Annotated in this window: 15 protein-coding genes and 1 pseudogene; 10 read left to right on the top strand and 6 right to left on the bottom strand. The window is 66.7% G+C overall.

Features of this window, described 5'->3' with window-relative positions; genetic code table 11:
- Positions 1 to 21 precede the first annotated feature (21 nt).
- The gene (gene pdxY, locus EV379_RS09830) at positions 22 to 873 is read right to left on the bottom strand and encodes a pyridoxal kinase PdxY (protein ID WP_130505985.1); all 852 of its coding nucleotides are present in this window, start codon (positions 871 to 873) and stop codon (positions 22 to 24) included.
- 252 nt (positions 874 to 1125) lie between these two features.
- Between pdxY and EV379_RS09825 the strand changes: the two genes are divergently transcribed.
- Entirely contained in the window at positions 1126 to 3813 is a 2688-nt protein-coding gene (locus EV379_RS09825) for an Ig-like domain-containing protein (RefSeq protein WP_341273532.1), read from the top strand.
- A gap of 182 nt (positions 3814 to 3995) precedes the next feature.
- Here EV379_RS09825 and EV379_RS09820 read toward each other — a convergent pair whose 3' ends face one another.
- Entirely contained in the window at positions 3996 to 4952 is a 957-nt protein-coding gene (locus EV379_RS09820; protein ID WP_130505983.1) for a hypothetical protein, read from the bottom strand.
- 365 nt (positions 4953 to 5317) lie between these two features.
- Here EV379_RS09820 and EV379_RS17645 point away from each other — a divergent pair, with 365 nt between their 5' ends.
- Positions 5318 to 5527, top strand: coding sequence for a hypothetical protein (locus tag EV379_RS17645; RefSeq protein ID WP_242616315.1), 210 nt, complete (start codon positions 5318 to 5320; stop codon positions 5525 to 5527).
- A gap of 222 nt (positions 5528 to 5749) precedes the next feature.
- Here EV379_RS17645 and EV379_RS17640 read toward each other — a convergent pair.
- A pseudogene (locus EV379_RS17640) lies at positions 5750 to 5887 on the bottom strand (helix-turn-helix domain-containing protein); the annotation flags it as partial.
- A gap of 889 nt (positions 5888 to 6776) precedes the next feature.
- Between EV379_RS17640 and EV379_RS09810 the strand changes: the two are divergent.
- The 3 genes from EV379_RS09810 to EV379_RS09800 all read left to right on the top strand — a co-directional run bounded on the left by EV379_RS09810 (position 6777) and on the right by EV379_RS09800 (position 9143).
- The gene (locus EV379_RS09810) at positions 6777 to 7250 is read left to right on the top strand and encodes a nitroreductase/quinone reductase family protein (protein ID WP_130505981.1); all 474 of its coding nucleotides are present in this window, start codon (positions 6777 to 6779) and stop codon (positions 7248 to 7250) included.
- 226 nt (positions 7251 to 7476) lie between these two features.
- On the top strand, positions 7477 to 8919 hold the full coding sequence (locus EV379_RS09805) for a glycosyltransferase family 2 protein (RefSeq protein WP_242616314.1): 1443 nt from the start codon (positions 7477 to 7479) through the stop codon (positions 8917 to 8919).
- Complete coding sequence (locus EV379_RS09800; protein WP_242616313.1) at positions 8916 to 9143, top strand: hypothetical protein; 228 nt, start codon at positions 8916 to 8918, stop codon at positions 9141 to 9143. The genes EV379_RS09805 and EV379_RS09800 overlap by 4 nt, the downstream gene beginning before the upstream one ends.
- Here EV379_RS09800 and EV379_RS09795 read toward each other — a convergent pair.
- From EV379_RS09795 to EV379_RS09785, 3 genes are read right to left on the bottom strand one after another with little or no spacing between them, the layout of a single operon-like run.
- Positions 9135 to 10130, bottom strand: coding sequence for a WD40/YVTN/BNR-like repeat-containing protein (locus EV379_RS09795; RefSeq protein ID WP_130505980.1), 996 nt, complete (start codon positions 10128 to 10130; stop codon positions 9135 to 9137). The two genes, EV379_RS09800 and EV379_RS09795, sit on opposite strands and share 9 nt — an antisense overlap.
- Positions 10127 to 11716, bottom strand: a complete 1590-nt coding sequence (locus tag EV379_RS09790) for a glycerol-3-phosphate dehydrogenase/oxidase (protein WP_130505979.1) — start codon at positions 11714 to 11716, stop codon at positions 10127 to 10129. Before EV379_RS09790 ends, EV379_RS09795 begins: the two co-directional genes overlap by 4 nt.
- The gene (locus EV379_RS09785) at positions 11713 to 12345 is read right to left on the bottom strand and encodes a TetR/AcrR family transcriptional regulator (protein ID WP_130505978.1); all 633 of its coding nucleotides are present in this window, start codon (positions 12343 to 12345) and stop codon (positions 11713 to 11715) included. The genes EV379_RS09790 and EV379_RS09785 overlap by 4 nt, the downstream gene beginning before the upstream one ends.
- A gap of 20 nt (positions 12346 to 12365) precedes the next feature.
- Here EV379_RS09785 and EV379_RS09780 point away from each other — a divergent pair, with 20 nt between their 5' ends.
- The 5 genes from EV379_RS09780 (at position 12366) to EV379_RS09760 (ending at position 23094) form a co-directional block, all read left to right on the top strand.
- Entirely contained in the window at positions 12366 to 14033 is a 1668-nt protein-coding gene (locus EV379_RS09780; RefSeq protein WP_242616312.1) for an FAD-binding oxidoreductase, read from the top strand.
- Positions 14008 to 14961, top strand: a complete 954-nt coding sequence (locus EV379_RS09775) for a YegS/Rv2252/BmrU family lipid kinase (RefSeq protein ID WP_242616311.1) — start codon at positions 14008 to 14010, stop codon at positions 14959 to 14961. Before EV379_RS09780 ends, EV379_RS09775 begins: the two co-directional genes overlap by 26 nt.
- On the top strand, positions 14958 to 16616 hold the full coding sequence (locus EV379_RS09770; protein WP_130505977.1) for a GMC family oxidoreductase: 1659 nt from the start codon (positions 14958 to 14960) through the stop codon (positions 16614 to 16616). Before EV379_RS09775 ends, EV379_RS09770 begins: the two co-directional genes overlap by 4 nt.
- A 166-nt stretch (positions 16617 to 16782) precedes the next feature.
- Positions 16783 to 17793, top strand: coding sequence for a LacI family DNA-binding transcriptional regulator (locus EV379_RS09765; protein WP_130505976.1), 1011 nt, complete (start codon positions 16783 to 16785; stop codon positions 17791 to 17793).
- A 198-nt stretch (positions 17794 to 17991) separates the two neighbouring features.
- Positions 17992 to 23094 carry a DUF7402 domain-containing protein gene (locus EV379_RS09760; RefSeq protein WP_130505975.1) on the top strand — a complete coding sequence of 1701 codons (5103 nt, stop codon included), beginning with the start codon at positions 17992 to 17994 and terminating at the stop codon, positions 23092 to 23094.
- The last annotated feature ends 245 nt before the right edge of the window (positions 23095 to 23339 follow it).

Raw genomic sequence — 23339 nt, 5'->3', positions numbered from 1 at the left:
CCCAAGGAAAGATCTGGTTCCCTAGCGCACGCGCCGGGCGGAGAACTGCATCCGCGGATGAGCGTAGAAGTCCTGAGCCTGCACGAGCCGCAGTTCCCGCTCTCCTGATTGATACGTCAGTTCAATGAGATCGAACACGCTGGACGCGGTCCGTTCCAGCGCTGCAGCGGCGTCACCGGTCGAGCGGTAGTGCGCCGAGAAGAGCGCCGCGGTGACGTCACCCGATCCGTTCGCTTTGAACGGCAGATGGGGAGTCTGCACGATCCACGCGCCTTCTGCATCCACTGCGAGCATCTCGACTGTGCCGGGCTCGCGGTCGGGGCGCTCCACACTCGTCACGAGAACGGTGCCAGGTCCCATCGCCCGTGCGAGGTCGACGGAGGCGAGCGTCGAGTCCAGCGTCGTCGGCTCGGTTCCCGTGAGGAATCCCAACTCGAACTGGTTCGGCGTGATGATGTCCGCCACGGGGACCACACGATCCCGCAGCAGGTGAGGGATCTCTGGCGCAACGAAGCACCCGGACTTCGCGTTGCCCATCACGGGGTCACACGCGTAGATGGCCGTGGGGTTCGCCGCTTTCACCCGCTGCACCGCATCCACGATGACATCGCCGATCCCGGTGCCGCCTTGGTATCCCGAGAGCACGACGTCGATCTGGGGGAGCACGCCACGTTCCTCGATGCCGAGGATCACATCGTGCACATCCTCGGGGGCGATGAGGGATCCGCGCCACGCGCCATACCCCGTGTGATTGGAGAAGTTCACCGTGTTGACAGGCAGCACCTCGACTCCGATGCGCTGGAGGGGGAACACCGCCGCCGAGTTGCCAACGTAGCCGTGAGCGACGGCCGACTGAATCGAGAGAATCTTCACGACGTCAATCTTCCACTATTCGAGCAGTCCGGGCCGCCAAGCGGCTCCGTGGTCTGCGGCTCGACTGTCAGGGAGTCAGCCGATTTTCCGATTTGTCTGGAGGCCGGGATGCGCCGCGCACCGTGAGCTCTTCCTGCAAGCCGAATCGCCGCGCTCACCCGGCGTGTTGGGCTTGTTCGACCGATAGGATCGGGTTCTCTTTGCGGTGACGATGCTGTCGGTCTCCGTCTCCTCTCCAGACAGGGAAACAACGTGCGTCTTCGCCCCATTGCCACTACCGCTGTTGCTGCGCTCGCTCTGACTCTCGGGTGGCCGAGTGCAGCGTTCGCCGCAGCGCCCACGGTGAGCATTGTCGTGCAGGACGATCGACTCGCCGGTGCTGAGACCACCACCGTTTCGTTTCAGTTCAGCGAGGCCGTAACAGGCTTCGACAACACCGACCTCACCTTCGAGAACGGCGCGCTTTCCTCTGTGACATCCTCCGACGGTGGCCTGACCTGGGCGGCCCAACTCTTCCCGTTGAGTAACTACGAATCTGCCACCAACTTCATCACGCTCGACCTGACAGGAATCACTGACCTGTCCGGAAACCCCGGCGTTGGCACGGCGAGCTCGAACGAGTTCGCCATCGACACGCTGCGCCCGACCTCCTCCATCGTGTTGGCCAAGAGCATGCTCGGGATCGGCGAAACTACCACGGCGACGATTACCTTCTCCGAACCAGTTGTCGGCCTCACCGCGGGTGACCTCGTCACCAGCGGCGGAACCTTCGGGGGCCTGACACAGACAAACCCCATGACCTGGAGGACCACCCTCACACCGACGGCGGGCTATGACGGCCCCGGCTCAGTTTCACTGGGAACCGGCACTTTCGCGGATGGATTCGGCAACACCGGTTTCGGCTCCACTGCGACCTTCACGGTCGACAACACGCGCCCGACCGCAACTATTTCGATGTCGGACAGCGTCCTCACCGCCGGCGAGACCTCGACCGTCACGATCACGTTCTCGGAGGCGGTCACCGGCTTCACCAACGTCGTCCTGTTGTTTCCGAACGGCACGCTGTCGCCGGTGACATCATCCGATGGAGGCGTGACCTGGACGGCCACCTTCACCCCGTACACCAATACCGCTGTCACGACCAACCTCATCGTGCTCAACCTGCCCGGAGTGAGCGACCTCGCCGGCAACGCCGGCACCGGCCTTGCGTTTTCCCTGAACTACACGGTCGACACCGTGCGTCTGACGGGGACCATTGTCGTGTCCGACACGTCGCTCGCCGCCGGTCAGACCTCGCCCGTCACGGTCACCTTCTCCGAGGCCGTCACCGGCTTCGACATCGCCGACCTGACGATTGAGAACGGCACGCTGTCCGCCGTGGCGACTTCCGACGGAGGCGTGACCTGGACGGCCACGCTCACCCCGACGGCCAACGTTACGGCCTCGACCAACGTCATCACGCTCGACCTCACCCGAGTCACCAACGCTTCCGGGAACACCGGTGTCGGCACGCTGGATTCGAACACGTACAGGATCGACACCGCGCGTCCGACGGCGACGATCGTCGTGGCAGACAGCACGCTCGGAATCGGCGAGACCACCATGGTGACGGTTACGTTCTCCGAGGCCGTCACCGGCTTCGACGTATCACAACTCTCCGTGGCCAACGGCACACTGAGCAACCTGACCACGAGCGACAACATCATCTGGACGGCCACCCTCACTCCGACGGCGGGCATCAATGACAACACCAACCTGGTCGTGTTCGACGCCGCCTTCGTCACGGATGCGTTCGGCAATGCCGGCAACAGCATCGCTATTTCTAACAACTACAGGATTGACCACATTCGACCGACCGCAACGATCGACTTGGCGAATCGAGCCTTCGCCGCCGGTGAGACCTCGCCCGTCACGGTCACCTTCTCCGAGGCCGTCGGCGGCTTCGACAACGCCGACCTGACAATCGAGAACGGCACGGTGTCCGCCGTGGCGTCCTCCGACGGAGGCGTGACCTGGACGGCCACCTTCACTCCGGCGGCCGACGTCTCTGACTCGACCAACGTCATCACGCTCGATCTTGCCGGCGTGAGCGATGTGGCGGGCAACGCAGGTGTCGGCGTGGACACCTCCGCGAACTATGCGGTCGACACCGTGCGTCCAACGGTGACCATTGTCGTTTCCGATGCGTCGCTCACCGCCGGTGAGACCTCGCCCGTCACGGTCACCTTCTCCGAGGCCGTCGTCGGCTTCGACAACGCCGACCTGACCGTTGAGAACGGCGCGCTATCCGCCGTCGCTTCCTCTGACGGAGGCGTGACCTGGACGGCAGCGTTCACCCCGGCGCCCGACGTTTCTGACGCGACGAACGTCATCACGCTTGACCTTGCCGGCGTGAGCGATGTGGCCGGCAACGCCGGTGTCGGCTCGGCGGTCTCCAACTCGTACTCCGTGGCCGCGGCGCCGCTGACCCTCGTCGTCACGATGGCGGACACCACGCTTGGCGCGGGGGAGACCTCCCTCGTCACGTTCCGCTTCTCGCGAGCGGTCGTCGGATTCTCGAACGCCAACGTAACCGTGGTGGGTGGCACACTGTCGCCCGTGACATCCGCCGACGGCGGCGTGACCTTCACCGCCACGTTCACGCCCGCCCCGAACACCAGCAGCACGGGCAACGTGATCTCGGTGAACCTGGCCGGGGTGACCGATGCTTTCGGCGCCAGCGCCGGCAGTGCGATTGTCGCGTCCAACACGTTCGAGGTCGCCACGGCACCCGTCCCCGAAGCGACGCCGACGCCGGAAGCGACGCCGACGCTGACTGCCGCTACTCCGGGGCTCGCCTCGACGGGAACCGAGGTCAGTGGCATCCTGGCAGCCGGTGCCCTACTTGTGCTTCTCGGCGCCGCGGCCTCTGTTGCGCGCCGACGCGGCTCACGCGCTTGAGAAGGACAGCGACAGCGAAGGAGGAAAACGCGTTTCGCGGCGTTCGCCGTCTCAGACGTGCGCGCATCAGCTGACGCTCCGCGAGATCGGGGTCGCCCGCTGCGACGAGTTCATCACGATGCTCGGCAGCGTCTGCGGCAAGTCAACCGCTGATGGCGGGCCTGCCTTGCGGAATCTGATCCCTAGAGGGGGTTCGCCTTCCATTGCGAGAACTCGATCGTTGAAAGCGGGGTTACCTGAGCCCAGCCGCCGTACCGAACACGGATGTCTACTCGGACCGTAAGTTCTACCCACAGATCATCCGCTGGCGCGAGCGCTCCGAAGTCGATCTTTGCGGGTGGAAACGTGCGGAATCCAGGCATCGAGAACTTCCGGGAGCCTCCGATGTTCTTGTAGTTGAATGTCCAGTTCGGATCGGCCAACTCAGAGTGCGCTTTGATGACTCGAGAGTCGCCAGAAGGGCCAGCGAGGCCGAATTGGAAGACCGTTTGACTCAACGTGAGACCCCCAAAGGCAATTGAGTCCTTGGCATACCAGTGGCCCTCGAAGGTGCTCACTGACATCCCGCCGTTTATGACGACGTGCGGGACGGAGAGATATTGCCCATTCTTCGGACGGCGATCTGCAGACAAGCCGAATCGTGCCGTGGCTCCGAACTGGGTCCAAATGGCGTTGTCGCGCGCATAGGGTCCGCCGATGAAGCTGGGCAGTCCTTTGTCACGAAAGGCCGCCGAAAAAGCGCCGGCGGGTTCCTCTATCAAACTGGTTTCCGCCCACCAAAAGGTCTGGTCGACTGGCTTCGGAATCTTGCTCGGCCAGTGCAGTTTCGGCAACGGGAAACGGACGGGGTCGAGATGTGCGAGCTTGCCTTGGAAATCATTGAGTTTGCCCGCGCTTTGGTCGAAATGGGCGGCCTCGAGCTTTCCCAGGGCCTCGCCCGTCAAACCATCCCCTGTGAAATGCAGAGTCGACTTGTCGGATCGTTTGAAGCTGTCCAAGGCAGCGGTGAGCGCCTGTTCGTCTTCCACGTCCGCGTGAAGTGACGTCGCCGCGCGGGCATCAAGATCTCGGAAACTCTCGCGCACATGGTCGTCCAATTGGTAATCGCGGTTCTCAACGGCCGCAGGTGACTCTGGCATCGGTATTCCTCTCGTTGGTTGATTCGAGAGCGTATTTCCGGGTGCCCCGCAACTGCGACGTCCGCGTTTCACTCAGTGAGACGCCGTCCATATCTCATCAACCGTCGGCGAGGGAGCGAGCGGCGACAGAGTTCTCACGCACCCCGGAGAGGTTGAGGTCACTGCCCGGAACCCCGTGGGGATTGACGCGGTGGTTGCGGTAATGGCCACTGGAGTTGTAACCGGTCCGCCGTGCGGCGGGCGGCGCGCGCGAACCGGTTGTCGACGAACCGCGGGGTTCGATCTACGATTCCAAGCACAGCCATCGTGCGTTGGCGGGTGAAGTCAAGGATTGGGATCGTCAGGCAAGACCATCCGAGCCAGACGTGACCATGTTCGATGAGCTGGAGTTCGTCGCGCGCCTGCTGAACAGAGGCCAGAACCCGTTTCGGCTCAACTTCGGTGTGGAGAGTGAGCCTGGGTACTCCGCGGAGCAGAAGACCGTCGATGATCTCAGGTCTGCTGGCGAGACCGACCTGGCCGAGGGACGTAGCCAGAATGGCGGGATCTGTCGGGTCGTGCTGCCACTGGTCTGAGTAGTGATTTTGCACCGCTGTGCGGTCGTAAATCTGTGCGATGACAACCCAATCGCGTTCCCGACTGACATCCACCGCCCATACCGCCGCAGCTGTTTGGCGTTGGAGTTCCACAAGCTCCGGCACCACGAATGCCCTGAGAGCAGCCTGGTGCATTGCCCGGTCCCCTCGATCGAGTAGCCCCGCTCCAGCGCTGTACCCGTCGTTCGTCCGCGCGAGAAGGCCCCGCTCGACCAGACTCTCCGCGATTCTCCACGCCGTGGGCTTCGGTAGACCGCTATTTAGCGAGAGACTAGCCAACGAGAGAGGCTGAGCAGAATCCAAGCATCGATCGAGGACCGCGAGGATGCGGCTCACCATCGACTTGTCGTCTGTCAACGCACATTGTCCGTTCGCCTAAGTGCAAATGCGATTCCAAAGGGAACCAGCCCTCAGCCCGCTAAGTGCAAATCATCGGCAGGTTGTCTGAGATACGTGGTGCGAGTCCTTGTCAAATGAACTGCGTTGCGGTGTTTTGCAGGGCAGCGGACCAGCCGGCGATTCGTGGCGAGTGCCCATCGGATCGTGGTGCAGAGCGAACTGAAATCCAGGTGGAGAGCTGCTTCGCCGGCCCCACACGATTGAAGGGCCATTAGAGGAGCTTGGCGCCATCGCTCTCAGTAGGAAATCGGGGCCACCACGGAGATCCGGGATCCGGCCCGGTCGCCGTGACGCCCACCCTTGATCCCCGGCCTGCATGAGTAGGGGGGGGGCAAACCGAGTCAGCGCGGGCGTCGCGTCGCGCTCTTGGCGGCGGCCAGTGCGGGCCCAGGCTTTGACGAATGGGCCCGCGATGCGCTCGGCACGTTCGTTCATCTAGCCGCTGTCCGCTGGCAGGGTGCTTCGCCCGATCGCCGCCGCAGAGTCGATGCTCACCGATGAGGAACTGTGCCCTGCGGTTGTCAGTCGTTTTGGTGAGTAACTGGCCGTGCGAACTTCAGCGATCGATGCCGCAGCTGGGGTGACGAGCTCTGCTGTGCCCACCGAAGCCGAGGATCAGACAGCGTCAGGATTGTTCGCCGCTCGGCCCGACGAGTACCCGGCTTTGCCCACACGAATGCCTGCCTCCGGGATTGCGTGCACGGCGAGGCGGGAGGATTCTGGGAGGGCAAGACAATCCGATCCACGAAAGCCCTGGCCGCAGACAGGGGAACGGGCGGATGTTAGGGATGAAAACGGGGGAACGGACGAGCCTGAGAGGAATGAGGCGATGTCATTCGATACTCCGAACGGCAGTAGGGGAGCACGCCAACCCGGGCACAGCCGGATTGAGCGCTGGGGCAATAAGGGGCAGGTCAATCGCATCCGCCGGAACGGCAGCCCCGAGCGCGCGAAGGTCGTGGTGCTGGTCACCGTCGGCAGCAAGACCGGCGCCGAACGGGCAAACCCAGTGAGGCGGTTCCCCCGTCCGGACGGCAGCACACTCATCGTGGCGTCGGCGTCGGGTGCCGCGCGGAACCCATCGTGGTACTTCAACCTGGCCGCGCACCCCGACCAAGCCCGGATTGAGTTCGCTGGCCAGCGGATCGAGGTGACCGCCGAACAACTCCATGGCCCGGAACGGGATGCGGCCTGGAAGGAGATCACCGCCAAGGCCCACGGCTACGCCCGATACGAGAAGACCACGGATCGCGTGATCCCTGTCATCCGGCTCACGCCGCGGGCGGAGACTTCGAGGGAGTAGCGCGCCGACGCCGATCGAAGGCGAAGGAACTCGGTGCCTCCGGCTGGCCACGCGTGCGCGTGCGGCGACACGCTGGCCGGCAGGGGCCGCTAGGCTACTGAGGTGCGATGCAGAATGGATTGCACCTAGCGGACAAGCCAGCTTTCTCGATCTGATGCGAGGAAATACTGGCCGAAGATGACAACACGCCACGTGAACCCGATCACGATCTGTTGAGGGTTCAATTGTGAAGAAGTGGGACTTTAGTCGCTGGGCCGGCCTCAGCATCGCCGCGATAGTGAGCCTGGCTGGGGGCCTGCTCTGGTTCGCTGTGGCAGCCAAGGTGCAGGACGGTGGCGGGGCGACGACGTCCGAGGGGCTGCTTCTGGGCCTCTGGAGTGTGCTCTACGACACTCAGGCCCCCAGCCTGAGCGCGATGCTCGCGGCCGTCGCGTTGGCCTTGTTGCTTGCGGCCGGTATCGCCATCATCGAGCGGCGCATCACCGCCCGCTATCGGCGCTCAACTGATAAGACGTCGACCCCTCTGGCGCCCAAGATCATCATGGCTGCCACTCGTGGCGTCTTCGCCGGTCCCATCACCATCACGGTGCTGATTCCCGCACACAATGAGGAGGCATCGCTCCCAGACACGCTGGATTCGTTGCTCTCGCAGTCGCAACCACCGGACCGGGTGATCGTCGTGGCAGACAACTGCACCGACGGCACGGAACACATCGCTGCCGCCCGTGGGGTGGAAGTCTTCAGATCCGTTGAAAACGTCAACAAGAAGGCCGGAGCATTGAACCAGGCCTTGGCGATGCTCCTTCCCGGCCAGGGCGACAACGACGTTGTGATGATCATGGATGCCGACACGCAGCTCGACGACGGCTTCCTGGCTGCAGCGGCTTCACGATTCGCGAACGACCGGGCACTGATGGCCGTAGGCGGCCTGTTCTATGGCGAGCCGGGCCATGGGCTGATCGGGCAGTTCCAACGCAATGAGTACATTCGGTACTCGCGCGAACTGAAGCGCCGGCGCGGCCGGGTCTTTGTTCTCACCGGGACCGCGTCGTTGTTCCGCGCGGCCGGGCTTCGCGCCGTGGCCGCCGCGAGGGGTGGGGCGTTGCCGGGAATCCACGGAGACGTGTATGACACCGCTGCACTGACCGAGGACAACGAGCTGACGATCGCCTTGAAATCGCTCGGTGCATTGGTCACCTCACCGTCGGAGTGCACCGTGGTGACGGAGTTGATGCCGACGTGGCGAACCCTGTGGAACCAGCGCCTGCGCTGGCAACGCGGCGCTCTGGAGAACCTCGGGGCCTACGGTGTCAAGCCGCAGACCGTGCGTTATTGGGCGCAGCAGTTGGGCATCGGCTACGGCGTCATCGCGCTGTTCGGTTACCTGTCGCTGCTGCTCGTCATGGCCCTGTCTTTGGACAGCTGGGTGTGGTTCCCGTTCTGGCTGGGGATCGGGGCGGTGTTCACACTCGAGCGCGTCGTCACGGTCTGGAGAGGCGGATGGCGAGCCAGAGGGCTGGCCGTGCTACTCATCCCCGAACTGTGCTTCGACATGTTCTTGGACTTTGTGTATCTCAAGGGCATTTTCGACAGCGCCGTCGGTCGTCGCGCAGCGTGGACACACCTGCAACACGAAGTACAACCTGACGTGGAAGAGGTCGGACGTTGAGTGCTTCCCTGCCCAGTGGCATCCTCCTGCCGGAGGCGGTGCTATACAGTGACTGGTTCGCCGTCTGGGCGACCTTCGTCGCGATCAACACCCTGATGTACGCGGCGCTGTCGGTCGCCAAGATGCTGCCGAAGATCTACCCGTCGGACTGGATCCGCAGGCGAAACCGGCGCACCGAAACCCGCGGCATCTATCCCGATGCGGAGACTGTTCGGTCAGAGTAGCTCGAGGCGGGCGACCCGCCCGTGCTCGCCCGAGGCCCAGAAGCTGCCGTCCGGGGCGACCTCAACGGCATCGAAGCCGTCGCCGAGAGCGTGCCAGCTTGCCCCGCCATCGGTGGTGTACTCGCTGCCGCCGGGGCCGACGACGACAATCGTCTCCGGATCGATCGGGCTGAACGCCGCCGCGGAACGGAATCCGCACGGCAATCCTCTCGACTCGTCTCGGGTCGGGATCGTCCACTCCTGGCCGCCCGTCGTTGTCAACGCCACCGCGGAGCGTGAGGCGCCCTGGTCGTTGTGGTTGCCCCCGACGGCGATTCCTCGCTCCTCGTCCGCAAACGCGAGACCGAAGATACCGGTCATGACGCCGGATGGAAGCCCGGTCTCGTGCGATTGCCACGACGAGCCTCCGTCGGTCGAGCGCAGAACGCGCGCGTGCTCGGCACCGCCCGTGCCGATCCAGAGAGCGCCGTCCACGGCAACGAGGCAGCTGCCGCTCGCCGCGAACAGGCCGTCCCCGGGGAGTGCCGTCGGCGCAGAGGCGCCACCGGTGAGGCTCCACGTTCGTCCGCCATCCAACGTTCGCACAATCGCGAAGGCGCCGTCGATGGGGTCGCCGACGGCGAGCCCGGTGTCGGGGTCGAGGAACGCGACGGTGTTGAGAAAGAGCTCGGGGTCGGTTGCCTGAAAGCTCATGTGCCAGCTGGTTCCGCCGTCGTCGGTGCGATAGATCCGGGCGCCCTCGCCCGGGCCGCACGCCATGGCGTGCGCGGTGAGATCGTCGAGCCCGACGATGCTTCGAAACTGCAGTTCCGCAGTGTTGGGCGGAGACACGTCGACCCAGCTGTGGCCTCCATCGGCGGTGCGGATGACGGTGCCGTCGCATCCGCCCAACCACACCGTGTTCGAATCGACTACGCAGAGTCCGCGGTACCGGTCGGTTGTGCCTGTGTCGATGGAGCGCCAGGCAGGGCGCAGCGTCCCAGTCATCGGGCACTCCGTTCGCTCGCCTCGCCGACGAGCGACTCGACCGCTGCGTGCGCGCTTGCACGGTCGGCGCTGACGAGGCCGATGCGGGTGCGCCGGTCGAGCACGTCGTCGGCGCAGAGCGCACCCTCGGCGAGCACCGCGAACTCGATCTCGGCGCGTGTCACATCGATGCCGAGTGCGACCAGCGCGGTCGGGTCGGCGGAGCGCGCCTGGGCGAGCACGGTGGGCGCCTCGGCGCCGAACCGCGCCAGGAGCGAGGGCGGGAGCGCGGTGGTCGTGGACCCGCCAGCCGTACCCTGCCCCGTCACCGGGACCGGTGACCCGGGTGCGCCGACGAGCGGCAGCGCGCGCGTGCGGCACTCGCCGCCGTCGAGTCCGCCGTGCCGCATGGCCAGGTCCACGGCGTCTTCGGCCATCGCCCGGTAGGTCGTGAGTTTGCCGCCGAGCACGTTCACGATGCCGCGGGGCGACACCGCCACGTGGTGGCGCCGCGAGAGGTCGGCCGTCGCGCCCTCGCCCGAGTCGACGAGCGGGCGCAGACCCGCGAAGGCGCCGAGCACGTCGGCGCGCCCCAGCTCGCGCTCGAGCGCGGTCGAGAGCGTTGCGAGCAGGAAGTCGATCTCGCCGTCGCTCGGCGTGGGCACGTCGGGTGCAGGGCCCGGGGCATCCTCGTCGGTGAGGCCCACGACCACCCGCCCGAGCTGCTGCGGCAGGGCGAAGACGTAACGGCTGATCGAGCCAGGGTGCGGCACGGTGAGTGCGGCGAGCGGGTGCCCCATGGCCGCCGCGTCGAGCACGATGTGCGTGCCGCGGCTCGGGCGCAGCCGGATGCTCGAGTCGATGTCGCCCGCCCAGACCCCGCTCGCGTTCACGACGACCCTGGCTCGCACGCGCAGCGAGCCGCCGCCGAGCGCATCCTGGAGCACGGCGCCGTCGGCCGTCACCGACGTGGCCCGCATCCGCGTGATCACGGTCGCGCCGAGCGCCGCCGCGGTGCGGGCGATGGCGACGACGAGCCGGGCGTCGTCGACGAGTTGCCCGTCGTGCGAGAGCAGACCGCCGCGCAGGCCGTCGCGTCGGGTGGCGGGAGCCAGGCGCAGGGTCTCGTCGCGGCCGATGCGCCGCGGGCGGGGGAGCACCGCGCCTGGAGTGCCTGCGAGCAGGCGCAGGCCGTCGCCGAGGCCGAGCCCGATGCCGCCGAAGACCCGCTGACGGGTCGTCACGGCGGGCACGAGCGGTACGAGCTGGGGGAGCGTGCGCACGAGATGCGGGGCCGTGCTGGTCATCAGGATGTGTCGTTCGACGGCACTCTCGCGGGCGACGCCGACGTCGCCCGTCGCGAGGTAGCGGAGACCCCCGTGCACGAGCTTCGAGCTCCAGCGGCTGGTGCCGAACGCGAGGTCGTGCGCCTCGATGAGCACGACCGAGAGCCCGCGCGCGGCCGCGTCGAGCGCGACGCCGGCGCCCGTGACGCCGCCGCCGATCACGAGCACGTCGACGGGGCGATCGCTCGCGCCGAGTGCGTCGAGCTCGCGCGCCCGGCGTGCCGCATTGAGGGCGGCGGAGCCGGGCGCGAGGTGGCTCATGGGCGAAGGTGCCCGTCGAGTGCGTGCCATAGTTCTGTGCTCCAATGTGACTCGTCGATGAGGGCGGAGACGGTGTTGTGCGAGAGGATCGCGGACTGCGCGATGAGCAGGAGCATGACCGAGATGTCGCCGGCGTTGCCGGCGCGCACGGTGCCGCCGCGCTGGGCGATCTCGACCGATGCGGCGAGCCAGTGCAGGATGATGCGCTGACTCGTGCCGATGCGCTGCAGCGTGTAGCGGGTGAACACTTCGGGTTCGCGCTCGAGCAGGCGGCCGTAGAGCGCATCGTTGCGGAAGAGCTCAGAGAAGCGCAGCACATCGCGCACGAGCTCCGCTCGCGTCGTCGCGAGGGTGCCGAAGTCGTCGAGGATGCCGACGGCGCCACGCAGCAGGGCGGCGCGCACGATGTCGTCGGCGCTCGCCCAGCGGCGGTAGACGGTCGGGCGGCTCACGGCCGCATTGCGGGCGACCTCGGCGACGGTGACGCCGTGCACGCCCCGCGTCGCGATGAGCTCGGCGGCGGCATCGAGCATGCGCTGCTCTGTCTCGTCCCAGACGGGCCGCTCGACGGCCTGCCAGACCGAACCGGGGTCGGCCGTGGCATCCGTCGCTACTTGACGATCTTCCATGATGTGTCACACTGTAACGCATGTTCGATGATGACGCAGCCGCCGACGGCGCAGCCCCAGGACCGATGCGCTGGAACGGCTGGGGCGACCCTGCCAAGGCACGAGAGCTGCCCAGCGCGGTACGAGCGCTGCTGCCCGTCGTGCTCGGTCGCATCCCGCGCCCGGCGCCGGCCGCCTCCTTCGATGAGGTCGAACTCGCGGCATCCGCACTCGACGAGGCCGACCGGCACGCGCTCGCAGCCATCGTCGGCGCCGAGCATGTGCGCACCGACCGTGAGGCGCGCATCCGGCACTCCGGCGGCAAGTCGACGCTCGATCTGCTGCGGCGCCGCGCGGTGCAGCAGCACGCGCCCGACGCCGTCGTCGACCCGGCCGACGATCGCGAGATCGCCGCGGTGCTGCGGCTCGCGAGCGAGCGCGGAATCGCCGTTGTGCCGTTCGGCGGGGGCACGTCTGTCGTCGGCGGGCTCGACCCAGAGGGCGGGATCGACCGTGCCGACGGCGGTCGTCGTCGCGCCGTCATCAGCCTCGAGCTGCACCGCCTCTCCGGGCTCGTCGCCCTCGACGAGCTGAGCGGCGAGGCGACCCTTCGGGCGGGAACAACCGCGCCGGAGGCCGAGGCGCTGCTCGCGGCCCGCGGCTTCGAACTCGGGCACTACCCGCAGAGCTTCCGCTACGCGACGATCGGCGGCTTCGCCGCCACCCGCTCCTCTGGCCAGAACTCCTCGGGGTACGGCCGCTTCGACGCGATGGTCACCGGCCTGCGCGTCGTGACCCCGAGCGGCGACCTCGATCTCGGGCGCGCCCCAGGTTCGGCCGCCGGCCCCGACCTCGTGCAGCTCTTCCTCGGCTCCGAGGGCGCCTTCGGCGTCATCACCGAGGTGCGGCTGCGCGTGCACCCGGTGCCCGAGGTACGTCTGCACGACGCGTGGACCTTCCGCGACTTCAGCGCCGGCGCGAACGCGCTGCGACAGGTCGCGCAGCTCGGCACTGGGCCGACCGTCATCCGCCTCTCCGACGAGGCCGAGACCGGGGTGGGGCTCGCGCAGGTCGGCCGCATCGGCAAGGCGCTCTCGAAGGGGTGCAGCGTCATCACGGTCTTCGAGGGCGAGGCCGCCATCACCGCCGAGCGGCGAGCGCGCACAGCCGCCGTGCTCACGGCGGCGGGCGGGACGCACACCGGCGAGCGGCCGGCCGAGGAGTGGGTGCACGGTAGGTTCAACGCGCCGTACCTGCGCGACGCGCTGCTCGATCACGGCGTGTTCTGCGAGACCCTCGAGACCGCCACGACCTGGTCGAACCTTGAGCGGCTGAAGCGCGACGTCACCGAGGCGATCACCCGCGGGTTCTCCGCGCACCGCGCGAAGTCGCTCGTGCTCTGCCACGTCTCGCACATCTACCCCACGGGCGCTGCGCTCTACTTCACGATCATCGCGGGCGTGAAGGGCGACGCCCTCGAGGTCTGGGGCAAGGTAAAGTCGGGCGTGAACGACGCGATCATGGCCGGCGCCGGCACGATCAGCCACCATCACGCCGTTGGCCGCGACCACGCGCCCTGGCTCGAGCGCGAGATCGGCGAGCTCGGCATGCGCGTGCTCGGTGCCGTGAAGGCCGAGCTCGACCCGGCCGGCATCCTCAACCCGGGCGTGCTGCTGGCGGCGGATGCCGCTGAAACCCGGGGTCGCTGAGGTGGCCGAGCACATCGTGGTGCTCGCGAATCCGACCTCGGGTCGCGGTCGGGGAAGCGCCGCTGCCGCCGCCGCGGTCGCCAGACTCCGTGAGCTCGGCGCCGAGGTGCACGCATTCGCCGGCACATCCGTCGCGGACACGCGGCGCCTCGCCGCCCAGGCGGTCGCCGACCGCCCCCGCGCCCTCGTCGTGGTCGGCGGCGACGGCACCCTGTCGTCGGTGCTCGACGAAGTCGTCGACGCCGGCATCCCCATCGCGCTCGTGCCCGCGGGTACCGGCAACGACCTCGCCCGCGCACTCGGGCTCCCGTACGAGGCCTCCGCCGTCGCTGGCGCTGCCGAGCTCGCGCTCAGCGGGGTGCCGCGTCGCATCGACGTCGGAGTCGTCGAGACGGACGGCGGGGCCCGCCACTTCCTCACGGTCGCCGCGCTCGGCTTCGACGCCAGGGTGAGCGAGCGCACCAATCGCCTGCGCTGGCCGCGCGGCAGAGTGCGCTACTACTTCGCCCTGCTCGTGGAACTCGCGCGCCTGCATCCGGTGTTGTTCTCGATCGGCGTCGACGGTGCACCCAGACAGCACCGACCGGGCACCCTTGTCGCCATCGGCAACACGGCGAGCTACGGCGGCGGCATGCCCGTCTGCCCCGCCGCCGACCCGAGCGACGGGCTGCTCCAGATCACGCACGTCGCACCGCTCGGCCGGGCCAAGCTCATTCGTCTGTTCCCCCTGCTGCTGGGCGGCCGTCACGTTGATCGCAGCGAGGTGACGTCGTCCACGGCCAGCGCGATCGAGGTCGTCTCACCCGGTCTCGTCGTCTACGCCGACGGCGAGCGCCTCGGCGACGGTGCTGTGCGAATCTCGTTGCGGCCCGGTGCACTCACCGTGCTCGTGCCCGACACCACGATGACCCCAGGGAGGCAGGCATGAGCCAGGGACGCTTCGACCACGACGTCGTGGTCATCGGCTCGGGATTCGGCGGCTCGGTCGCCGCGCTTCGGCTGCGCGCCAAGGGCTACGGCGTGCACGTGTACGAGGCCGGCCGCCGATTCGCCGACGAGGACTTCGCGAAGACCTCGTGGGATCTGCGGCGCTACCTCTGGGCCCCAGCGCTCGGATGCTTCGGGGTGCAGCGCGTCCACAAGCTGCCGCACGTCCTCGTGCTCGCGGGAGCCGGCGTCGGCGGTGGCTCGCTGAACTACGCAAACACGCTCTACGTGCCGGGGGAGGTGTTCTTCGCCGACCGGCAGTGGGCGCACATCGCCGACTGGCGGGCCGAGCTCGCGCCGCACTACGCGACCGCGAAGCGCATGCTCGGCGTCGTCGAGCAGTACCCGCACGAGGGTCCCGTGGAGCGCATCATGGCGGGCGCGGCCGACGACCTCGGCGTCGGCCACACCTTCCGGCGTGCCCCGGTCGGTGTCTGGTTCGGCGTGCCGGGGGAGACCGTACCCGACCCGTTCTTCGGCGGCGACGGACCAGAGCGCACCGGGTGCACGCTGTGCGGCAACTGCATGGTCGGCTGCCGGGTCGGGGCGAAAAACACGCTCGTGAAGAACTACCTCGCGCTCGCCGAGCGCCTCGGCGCGGTCATCGAGCCGCTCCGCACCGTGACAGAGGTGCGCGCGCTCGCCGAAGGCGGATACCAGGTCACGACCGAACGCTCTGGCGCGTGGCTGCGCCGCGACCGGCGCTCGGTCACGGCCGAGCAGGTGGTCTTCGCCGCGGGAACCTGGGGCACGCAACAGCTGCTGCACCGCATGAAGGACTCCGGCGCCCTGCCCGGGCTCCCCGACTCGCTCGGCCGGCTGACTCGCACGAACTCCGAAGCGCTCGACGGTGCGGTCGCCGTCGCAGTGCCCGAAGGGCTCGAGCTCGCGAGAGGGATCGCGATCACCACCTCGTTCCACGTCGACGAGACGACGCACGTCGAGAATGTGCGCTACGGGCCCGGCTCGAACCTCATGGGCGGGCTCGCGACCGGGCTCGTGCCTGGCGGGGCCTCACTCGGCGCGCGACTGGCCGCCCTCGTCGGCGGGTTCCTCAGGGCACCCGTCACGGCCCTGCGCCTCGGCTCGCTCCGCCGCTGGAGCGAGCGGGGCATCATCGCTCTCGTCATGCAGACCGCCGACAACTCGCTCACGATCTCGCTGAAGCGGCGCTTCGGCCGCCGCGTGCTCACGAGCGCGCAGGGGCACGGAGAGCCGAACCCGAGCCACCTGCCTGGTGCGCACCGCGCGGCGCAGGCGATCGCCGCACGGGTCGAGCGTGACGGCGTCGTTCCGGCGGCGGCGCGCGGCTCGTGGCCCGAGGTGTTCGGCATCCCGATGACCGCACACTTCCTCGGCGGGGCGGTCGTCTCGGATGCGCCAGAACACGGTGTCGTCGACCCGTTTCACCGGGTGTGGGGCCACCCGGGCCTGCACGTCGTCGACGGCGCGGCGGTGCCGGCCAATCCGGGCGTGAACCCCTCGCTCACGATCACCGCGCTCGCCGAGCGGGCGATGTCGCGCTGGCCGCGCCGCGGGCAGGCCGACGAACGGCCCGAGCAATCCGCCCTGCACGACGCCGAGCACCGCGAGTAGTACGTCGGCCTGGTGTTCCGGTTCCATGTGGAGGGCGGAGAGAGGTGCTCTGGGGGAGGCAGCGAGTTGCTGCGTGGGCGCTCTTCACCGTGTTCGCTGGAGATTCTCTGCGTGACCCTTCAGTGACCCCCTGGCCCCGCCAGTCGATCCACTAGGCTCTGACGCGATGACTCAGCAGGTGAAGGGCAACGCGAAGCGTGTGACGCTTCGGGAGGTCGCGGAGCGCGCCGGCGTGTCTGTGGCGACGGCGTCCTACGTGCTCACCGGCACCGACAAGAGCGGAGCGCGGTACTCGGAAGAGACCGCGGTGCGAGTGCGGGAAGCGGCTGCAGAGCTGCAGTACCACCCGAACCGCATGGCACGGTCGGTTCGCACCGGGCGCACCGGCGTCGTGCAACTCGTCCTGCACATGCTCGGCGACCCGTGGACGCTGAGCATTGCAGAGGAGTTCACAGATCAAGCTCCCAGACATGGCCTGACCACACTGATCGCCCTGGACTCGGATTTCGCGGCGGCACTTGCTCGCAGCGAGTTCGACGCTGCCTTCGTCGCTGCCGCGGGCGTGACGCAGAGCGCTCAATGGCGGAAGGCGCTTGGGCCGCTCGCGCGGAAGGTCGTGGTCTACTCCGCTGAACTTGAGCCGGACGGCTTTGACGTGATCCGATTCGATGAGCGCCTCGCGGCACAGATGGCGGTGGAGCACCTGCTTGAACGTCACCGGGCCGTCGCCTGCCTGTCGGCGACGGACGAGTCGGCATCGGGAAGCCCGAGACGGCAGGTGTATGTCGAGACTCTCAAGCGGGCCGGACTCGATGTGCCCGACGGATACATCGCCGAATACGAGAAGGACCTCCTCGACCCGTATCGTGCGGCGAGGCTGCTACTCAACAGGCCGGATCGCCCGAGTGCGATCTTCGCAGAGGCCGATTTCGCCGCCTTTGCTGCCGTGCACACCGCCCGAGAACTGGGCCTACGCGTGCCGGAGGATGTCGCTGTCATCGGCATCGGCGACTCGCGGCAAGCGGAGAGGGCGGGCATCAGCTCGGTCGGTGCGATCGACATGCGCACGCGCATCATCGATTTCGTTCTGGCGCGTGCCTTGAATGAGACGACCGAGCCGGACAGGCTCCTCGAGCTGGAACCCGTGATCTTCGTCAGGGGTTCGACCTCGTCGTAGCGATGCTTGACGAGAGTGATGCTCGTTTGCTTTAGTTAGCTAATCGTTTAAGCACGTCCCGTGTTCATCGTGGGATCGGACGCTGTCGCGCTGACGCAACCGAGTGGAAAGCGCACCGCAGCGATCGAGTTTTCCCCCACAGAACACTCCGACCCCCTCGTTGGTTCGCTGAAGAACCGACACCGCAAAGGAGCAACAATGAAGTTATTGCGCGATAAACCACTAGCGGTCCTCGGCGCGGCCGCGCTGGTCTCGACCACGATGGTCTTCGGAGCATCCGTCAGCCCTGCGCTTGCGCAGCAGGCCACTGGCACCGCCCCGTTCATCAACTCGTGGCTGGTGTCCGGACCGTTCGACTCGGCAGTCGCCGATGGAATCTATGGCTGCGAGGTTGCTGAGGTCAAGAACCTCGCGCCGACCTCGACGGTGACGGCTTCGTCGTCCATGACCGTGAACCCACCTGCACAGCTCGTCGATGGCAACCTCCGCAAGCAGTGGGTCACCGAGAACGATTCGGCACCGCGGGTCACGCTCACCTGGGCGTCGCCGATCGCGCTCAACGAGGTCCGGCTGGCGCAGTGGGGCGATTCGCGGCACGTGAACGAGTACTACGAGATCACCTTCACGCTCGCAGACGGCTCTGTCGTCACCTCCCCGCGTGTGACCAGCACCTCCGCTGCTCCGAGTTCGCCCACCACCTACATACACGAGAGCACCCTGCGCGATGTCGTGGCAATGTCCATCGACATCGATCCCGGTCTCTCCCCGTACCCCGCCATCACTGGGCTGTCCGAGATCGAGGTCTATCAGCGTGCCGAGCCGGCGGAAGGCAGCGAAGCCATCACGCCGGTCGTCGGCGGTGCGCTCGGCGACGCCGCCGAGTCCAGCACGTGGGAGTACTTCGACGACCGGGTATACAACCGCAACTACGACGACTACCAGGACCTGTCCGGCTACTTCGAGGTGAAGAGGGGCGAGGACACGCGCAACAAGTTCGTCTACGCACACAGCTACGTCTACAGCCCGGAAGCCAAGAAGGCCTTCGTCAACGTCGGTGCCAGCGGCTCGTACCGCCTGTATGTGAACGACAACTGTGTCACCGCCCCCAGCACTCCGGTCGAGGTCCAGAAGGACCTGACCCGGCAAGAGGTGCAGCTGAAGGCGGGATGGAACAAGGTTCTCCTGCAGATCGAGCACACCTACACCGAGGACCTCAACGCGAACGGCGTACCGGTCGCGAAGGACCAGAACGTCGCCTATCTCGGCTTCTACGGCCGCATCAGCGACGCGAGCGGCAACCGGGTCGATGGCATCCTCACCTCGGTGGCCGGACCATCCAAGAAACTGCGCATCGACACTCAGCCCCTGAGTAGCAAGGGTGCCGACAAGGGTGCGTTGCCGAAGGGCGCGCTGCCTACCGGCTACCTCGAGTGGCCATATGTCTGGAACAAGTCGACCACAGGCAATAGCTATGGCGTCTCCGCATCGCCGTTCCAGTTCCTCGCGAGCGGTGGAAAGCCCGGCTACACCTGGGAGCTGATCGACGGAGAACTCCCGAAGGGCCTCGAGCTGAACCCGGACGGCACCATCGCAGACGGGCTCGTCGATGGCGCAGTCGACCTGTCCAGCACGAAGGGGATCATCAGCCCCGACGCCCGCATCGGCGACTACACCTTCACCCTCCGGGTGACCGACGGTGCCGGCGCGACGGCGAAGAAGCAGTTCACGCTCACGGTGCAGGATCGCCCGAACCGAAAGTTCGAGGAAGGGCGGGTCAGCGCGCTCACGCACTCTGCGCCGATCTACAACTACTTCGTCGACCCCAACTACTCCGTCGACCAGTGGGCGGCGCGTGCCAAGGCCCAAGGGCTTGCAATGGTGTCGCTCGAGGCACTGCAACAGAATTACCACTGGCCATCGAAGTTCTCGGATCCAGCCGGCGAGCGCCAGAAGTACCTGCCCAAGGCAGAGGACGGCAACGTTGTCGACGGCCTGAAGCCGATGGTCGACGCCATTCGCCGCTACGGTATGGACGTCGGCATGTACTACGCCACCGAGGGCGGCGGCCTTCAGCACTTCTCCACGGACGTGTTCGTGCAGAACGTCGAGGACCTGCTTGACCGATACGACCCCAGTTACCTCTACTTCGACGGCCCGCAGACGATGCCGGGCGGGAACTACGACGTGATGTACAGCGCGGTGCGCAACCGTAGCGCCGACGTGGTGATCGACTCCAACGCCTGGGGCGAGGAATACGGGGATCCCGACATCCGCACCGACGAGGCATCCCACATCTACGCCAACACGGCGACCAACCACCTTGTGAAGCGGACTCCGATGGAGCCATGGAAGATCCTCGGCACCCGGAACCAGGATTCGCCGTACTATCCGCAGCGTGACGACTTCCGACTCGTGGCGCAAGAGACGATCATGAACGCGGGTCGCGGATACGTCGACAACAACGACCAGACCGTGAACGACGGCCGCGGACCGAACTGGCACTCACCGACGGAGATGGCGACACGCTATCCGAAGGGCGCCCAGGAGTTCATCGAGATCCGTGACGAGTTGGCAGACTGGTACGCGCCGGCTCCGGGAATCAACCTGCTCGAATCGGTCTCAGGAACGACGCCGTTCTTCCTCCCCGGCTATGGATATGAGGATGACGGTCTAGGTAACGCCGAGAAGTTCGCATTCCCTACCGCGAGCACCGGCCCGCAGTGGGGCTACGCCACGCACCGTGACAACAACATCTACCTGCACATCATCGCGGGTCCCGACGGCAAGAAGGGCTTTGACGCCATCCAGGACGGGCAGCTGACGGTCGGCGGGATCACCGACAAGGTGACCTCCGTCACCCTGCTCAACGACGGCTCGAAGATCAGCAGCACGCAGAACGGCGAAGAACTCGCGCTCGACCTCTCGGATGTGAGCGTCGACCCGGTCGACACGATCATCAAGATCGAGACCAGGAACAAGGCGCGGACGTACGCACTGACGGATGTCACCGTCGACGCGCACGCTCTGGACGAGGGTCGGCTTCAGCTCGAGGTCGGTGGCTACATGACCTACCCTGCGCTGCCGGCGGAGCTCGACCAGGTGAAATACAAGAGCTCGGACAAGAAGGTCGTTGCCGTGGGCAAGGACGGCCTGATCGCCCCCGGTGCCGATGGCTCAGCCGAGGTCACGGTCTCGGTCAAGGCTGAGGGCGTCAAGAAGAGCACCACGGTCACGGTGTCGGTTCTCAACGGCATCGCCTACATCGGCGAAGAGCTGAGCAGCGCCGTGCTGCGGATCGAGGGCAAGGAAACGTTCGGCACCTTCACGCAGGGCGTCGATCTGGGCTACACAGTCGACGGCCGCTCGGCGAAGGGGCAGTCGATCCGACTGGATGCGGCCGACGTCACGTGGCACGCGGGCGTCGTCGACCTCGACGGTGGAACGAAGACCGAGCCGATCGCGATCACCGAGGTGAACAGCTTCGGCTTCGCCAAGGGGAAGCTCAGCACGCCACAGGTCACTGAAGCGACGCGCATGGTTGTCTGGGGTGAAGCCGCGCTCGATGGGAAGACCGTCACCACCAACCGTGTGTTCTTCGATCTCCTGCCGACCCGTGACGTCGCACCCTCCGCGACGATCACGACCAGCGACGCATCCGATGCTGCTACGACGTTGAGCGACGGCATCATCATCGACGCCGGGCACCCGCGGGGCTCCGGATGGAGTGCGGCGGCCGATGGTGCGTCCTGGGCGCAGTTCGACCTCGCCGCCCCGACCGAGCTCTCCAGCGTCGATCTGGCTTTCAACGAGGGCGGCCAGCAGTATGTGAACACGCCCAGGACGATCGTCATCCAGACGAGCGTCGACGGCGAGACCTGGACCGACGCGCACTCCGCGTCGGGACCCAGCGGCTCCGTGTTCTGGGGCGCGTTCAATTCCTACCCGCTGACCGGGGTCGCCCAGCACGTGCGGGTCGCGTTCCCCGACGGCTCGGCCGGTGCGGCCGTGGACCTGCTCGAGGTGCGAATCCAGGCCGCGCACGAGATGACCGGGCTGGCCGGCATCGAGGCGGCTCCGCAACTCGGCGACGACGCGCGCACCGCCACGGTGGACATCGCCGGACGGTCCTTCCAGGGCGATGCGGTCTCGGTGCCGCAAAGCGCGGTCTCCATCCTCAGCGACAATGTGGATGTCGCGTCGGTCTCGGCCGACGGGCTGATCACCGGCGCCGCGAAGGGGCAGGCGAAGATCACGGTCAACGCGAACCTCGATGGTTACCGTGCGATGGACTTCTTCTACGTGGAAGTGGATGCGGACGGGCGCCTGTCGTTGCCTGGCTACGCACAGAGCGTGCAGCTCTCGCTGAGTGGCGGCGTCATCCGAGTGGGTGAACCAGTCGTGGCAACGGTGGAGACGACTCTCAACACAGGAGCCGCGGCGAATCCCGCAGAGACGACCACGACGTTCGAGTTCAGCGACCCGAGGCTGGCGCAGGTGGGAAGCAGCAACACCATCGTGTTGACCGAACCGGTGACAGGCGCCGTCCAGTCGACCGTGCGGGTCTCCGTCACCTACGGCGGCCAGACGATCACCTCGGATCCGGTTCAGCTCACCGCGACCGGGGAGAACATCGCGAGCTCGGCGACCGTGACCGTCTCGTCGGTGCGCGACGCGAACGGTGTCCCCAACGGCGACAATCAGGACGCGCGCTACGTCGGATCCAAGGCCGTCGACAGCGACAAGGCGAGCTCCTGGGCGTCGAAGCAGACGGATGTCGCGCCGTGGATCAAGCTGGAATTCTCCGGCCCGGTGCAGATCGATCGGGTCAACCTGGTCGATCGTGGGCATGAGGTCAATCAGATTGCGGAAGGACTGTTGGAGTGGGAGGGCGGCAGCAAGCTCGTCACGGGTATCGCGTGGAACGGCCAGCCTGACAACATCATCAAGCTGGATGCTCCCGTGACCACATCGTGGCTGAAGTTCACCCTCGACCCGAACAACACCTTCGATAACCAGGCGCTGAAGGGGGAGGTCGGGCTTGCGGAGTTCAGCGCATTCGGACCGGCGGGCGTGAAGAGCATCGTCGAGGCCTCCGCCCCGCCGGTGACCACCGCCGTCGGGCAGCAGCCTGAGCTGCCAGCCGAGCTTGACGCGGTGTACAGCGACGGCTCGACCGGCTCGGTGGGCGTCGACTGGGAGAGTGTTCCGGCCGACAAGCTCGCGAAGCCCGGATGGTTCACCTTCACCGGTTCCATCGCCGGCACGGATGTCAACGCGCGCGTGGTGGTGACGGTGCAGTAGTCACCAGCAGGAAGGAGGGAGGTGAGCCATTGGCTTGCCTCCCTTTTTCGTAGCATCCGCGTGCCGCCTGCAAGCGCAGATGGGGTAGTGGATCGCGACGACCTGATCGCCACCGAGAAATCACAGACTCTTGGACTAGTCGTTGTGCAATCAATCAAACTTGACTACTATCGTGAAAACCAAGCCATCAATGACGAAAGGCGAATGATTTTGATCAATCCGAAATCGGGAGGGCGTCGCGCTGC

This window comes from Microterricola gilva (assembly GCF_004217495.1).
GTDB classification, from domain to species: domain Bacteria; phylum Actinomycetota; class Actinomycetes; order Actinomycetales; family Microbacteriaceae; genus Microterricola; species Microterricola gilva.
Note: the sequence above shows the minus strand (reverse complement) of the source record. Positions and strands in the feature narration are given on the sequence as shown.

Coding starts and splice junctions, on each gene's coding strand:
- EV379_RS09795 (WP_130505980.1), bottom strand. CDS start 10,130: ATGACTGGGACGCTGCGCCCTGCCTGGCGCTCCATCGACACAGGCACA.
- EV379_RS09785 (WP_130505978.1), bottom strand. CDS start 12,345: ATGGAAGATCGTCAAGTAGCGACGGATGCCACGGCCGACCCCGGTTCG.
- EV379_RS09820 (WP_130505983.1), bottom strand. CDS start 4,952: ATGCCAGAGTCACCTGCGGCCGTTGAGAACCGCGATTACCAATTGGAC.
- EV379_RS09790 (WP_130505979.1), bottom strand. CDS start 11,716: ATGAGCCACCTCGCGCCCGGCTCCGCCGCCCTCAATGCGGCACGCCGG.
- EV379_RS09780 (WP_242616312.1), top strand. CDS start 12,366: ATGTTCGATGATGACGCAGCCGCCGACGGCGCAGCCCCAGGACCGATG.
- EV379_RS09810 (WP_130505981.1), top strand. CDS start 6,777: ATGTCATTCGATACTCCGAACGGCAGTAGGGGAGCACGCCAACCCGGG.
- EV379_RS09775 (WP_242616311.1), top strand. CDS start 14,008: ATGCCGCTGAAACCCGGGGTCGCTGAGGTGGCCGAGCACATCGTGGTG.
- EV379_RS09765 (WP_130505976.1), top strand. CDS start 16,783: ATGACTCAGCAGGTGAAGGGCAACGCGAAGCGTGTGACGCTTCGGGAG.
- EV379_RS09770 (WP_130505977.1), top strand. CDS start 14,958: ATGAGCCAGGGACGCTTCGACCACGACGTCGTGGTCATCGGCTCGGGA.
- EV379_RS09760 (WP_130505975.1), top strand. CDS start 17,992: ATGAAGTTATTGCGCGATAAACCACTAGCGGTCCTCGGCGCGGCCGCG.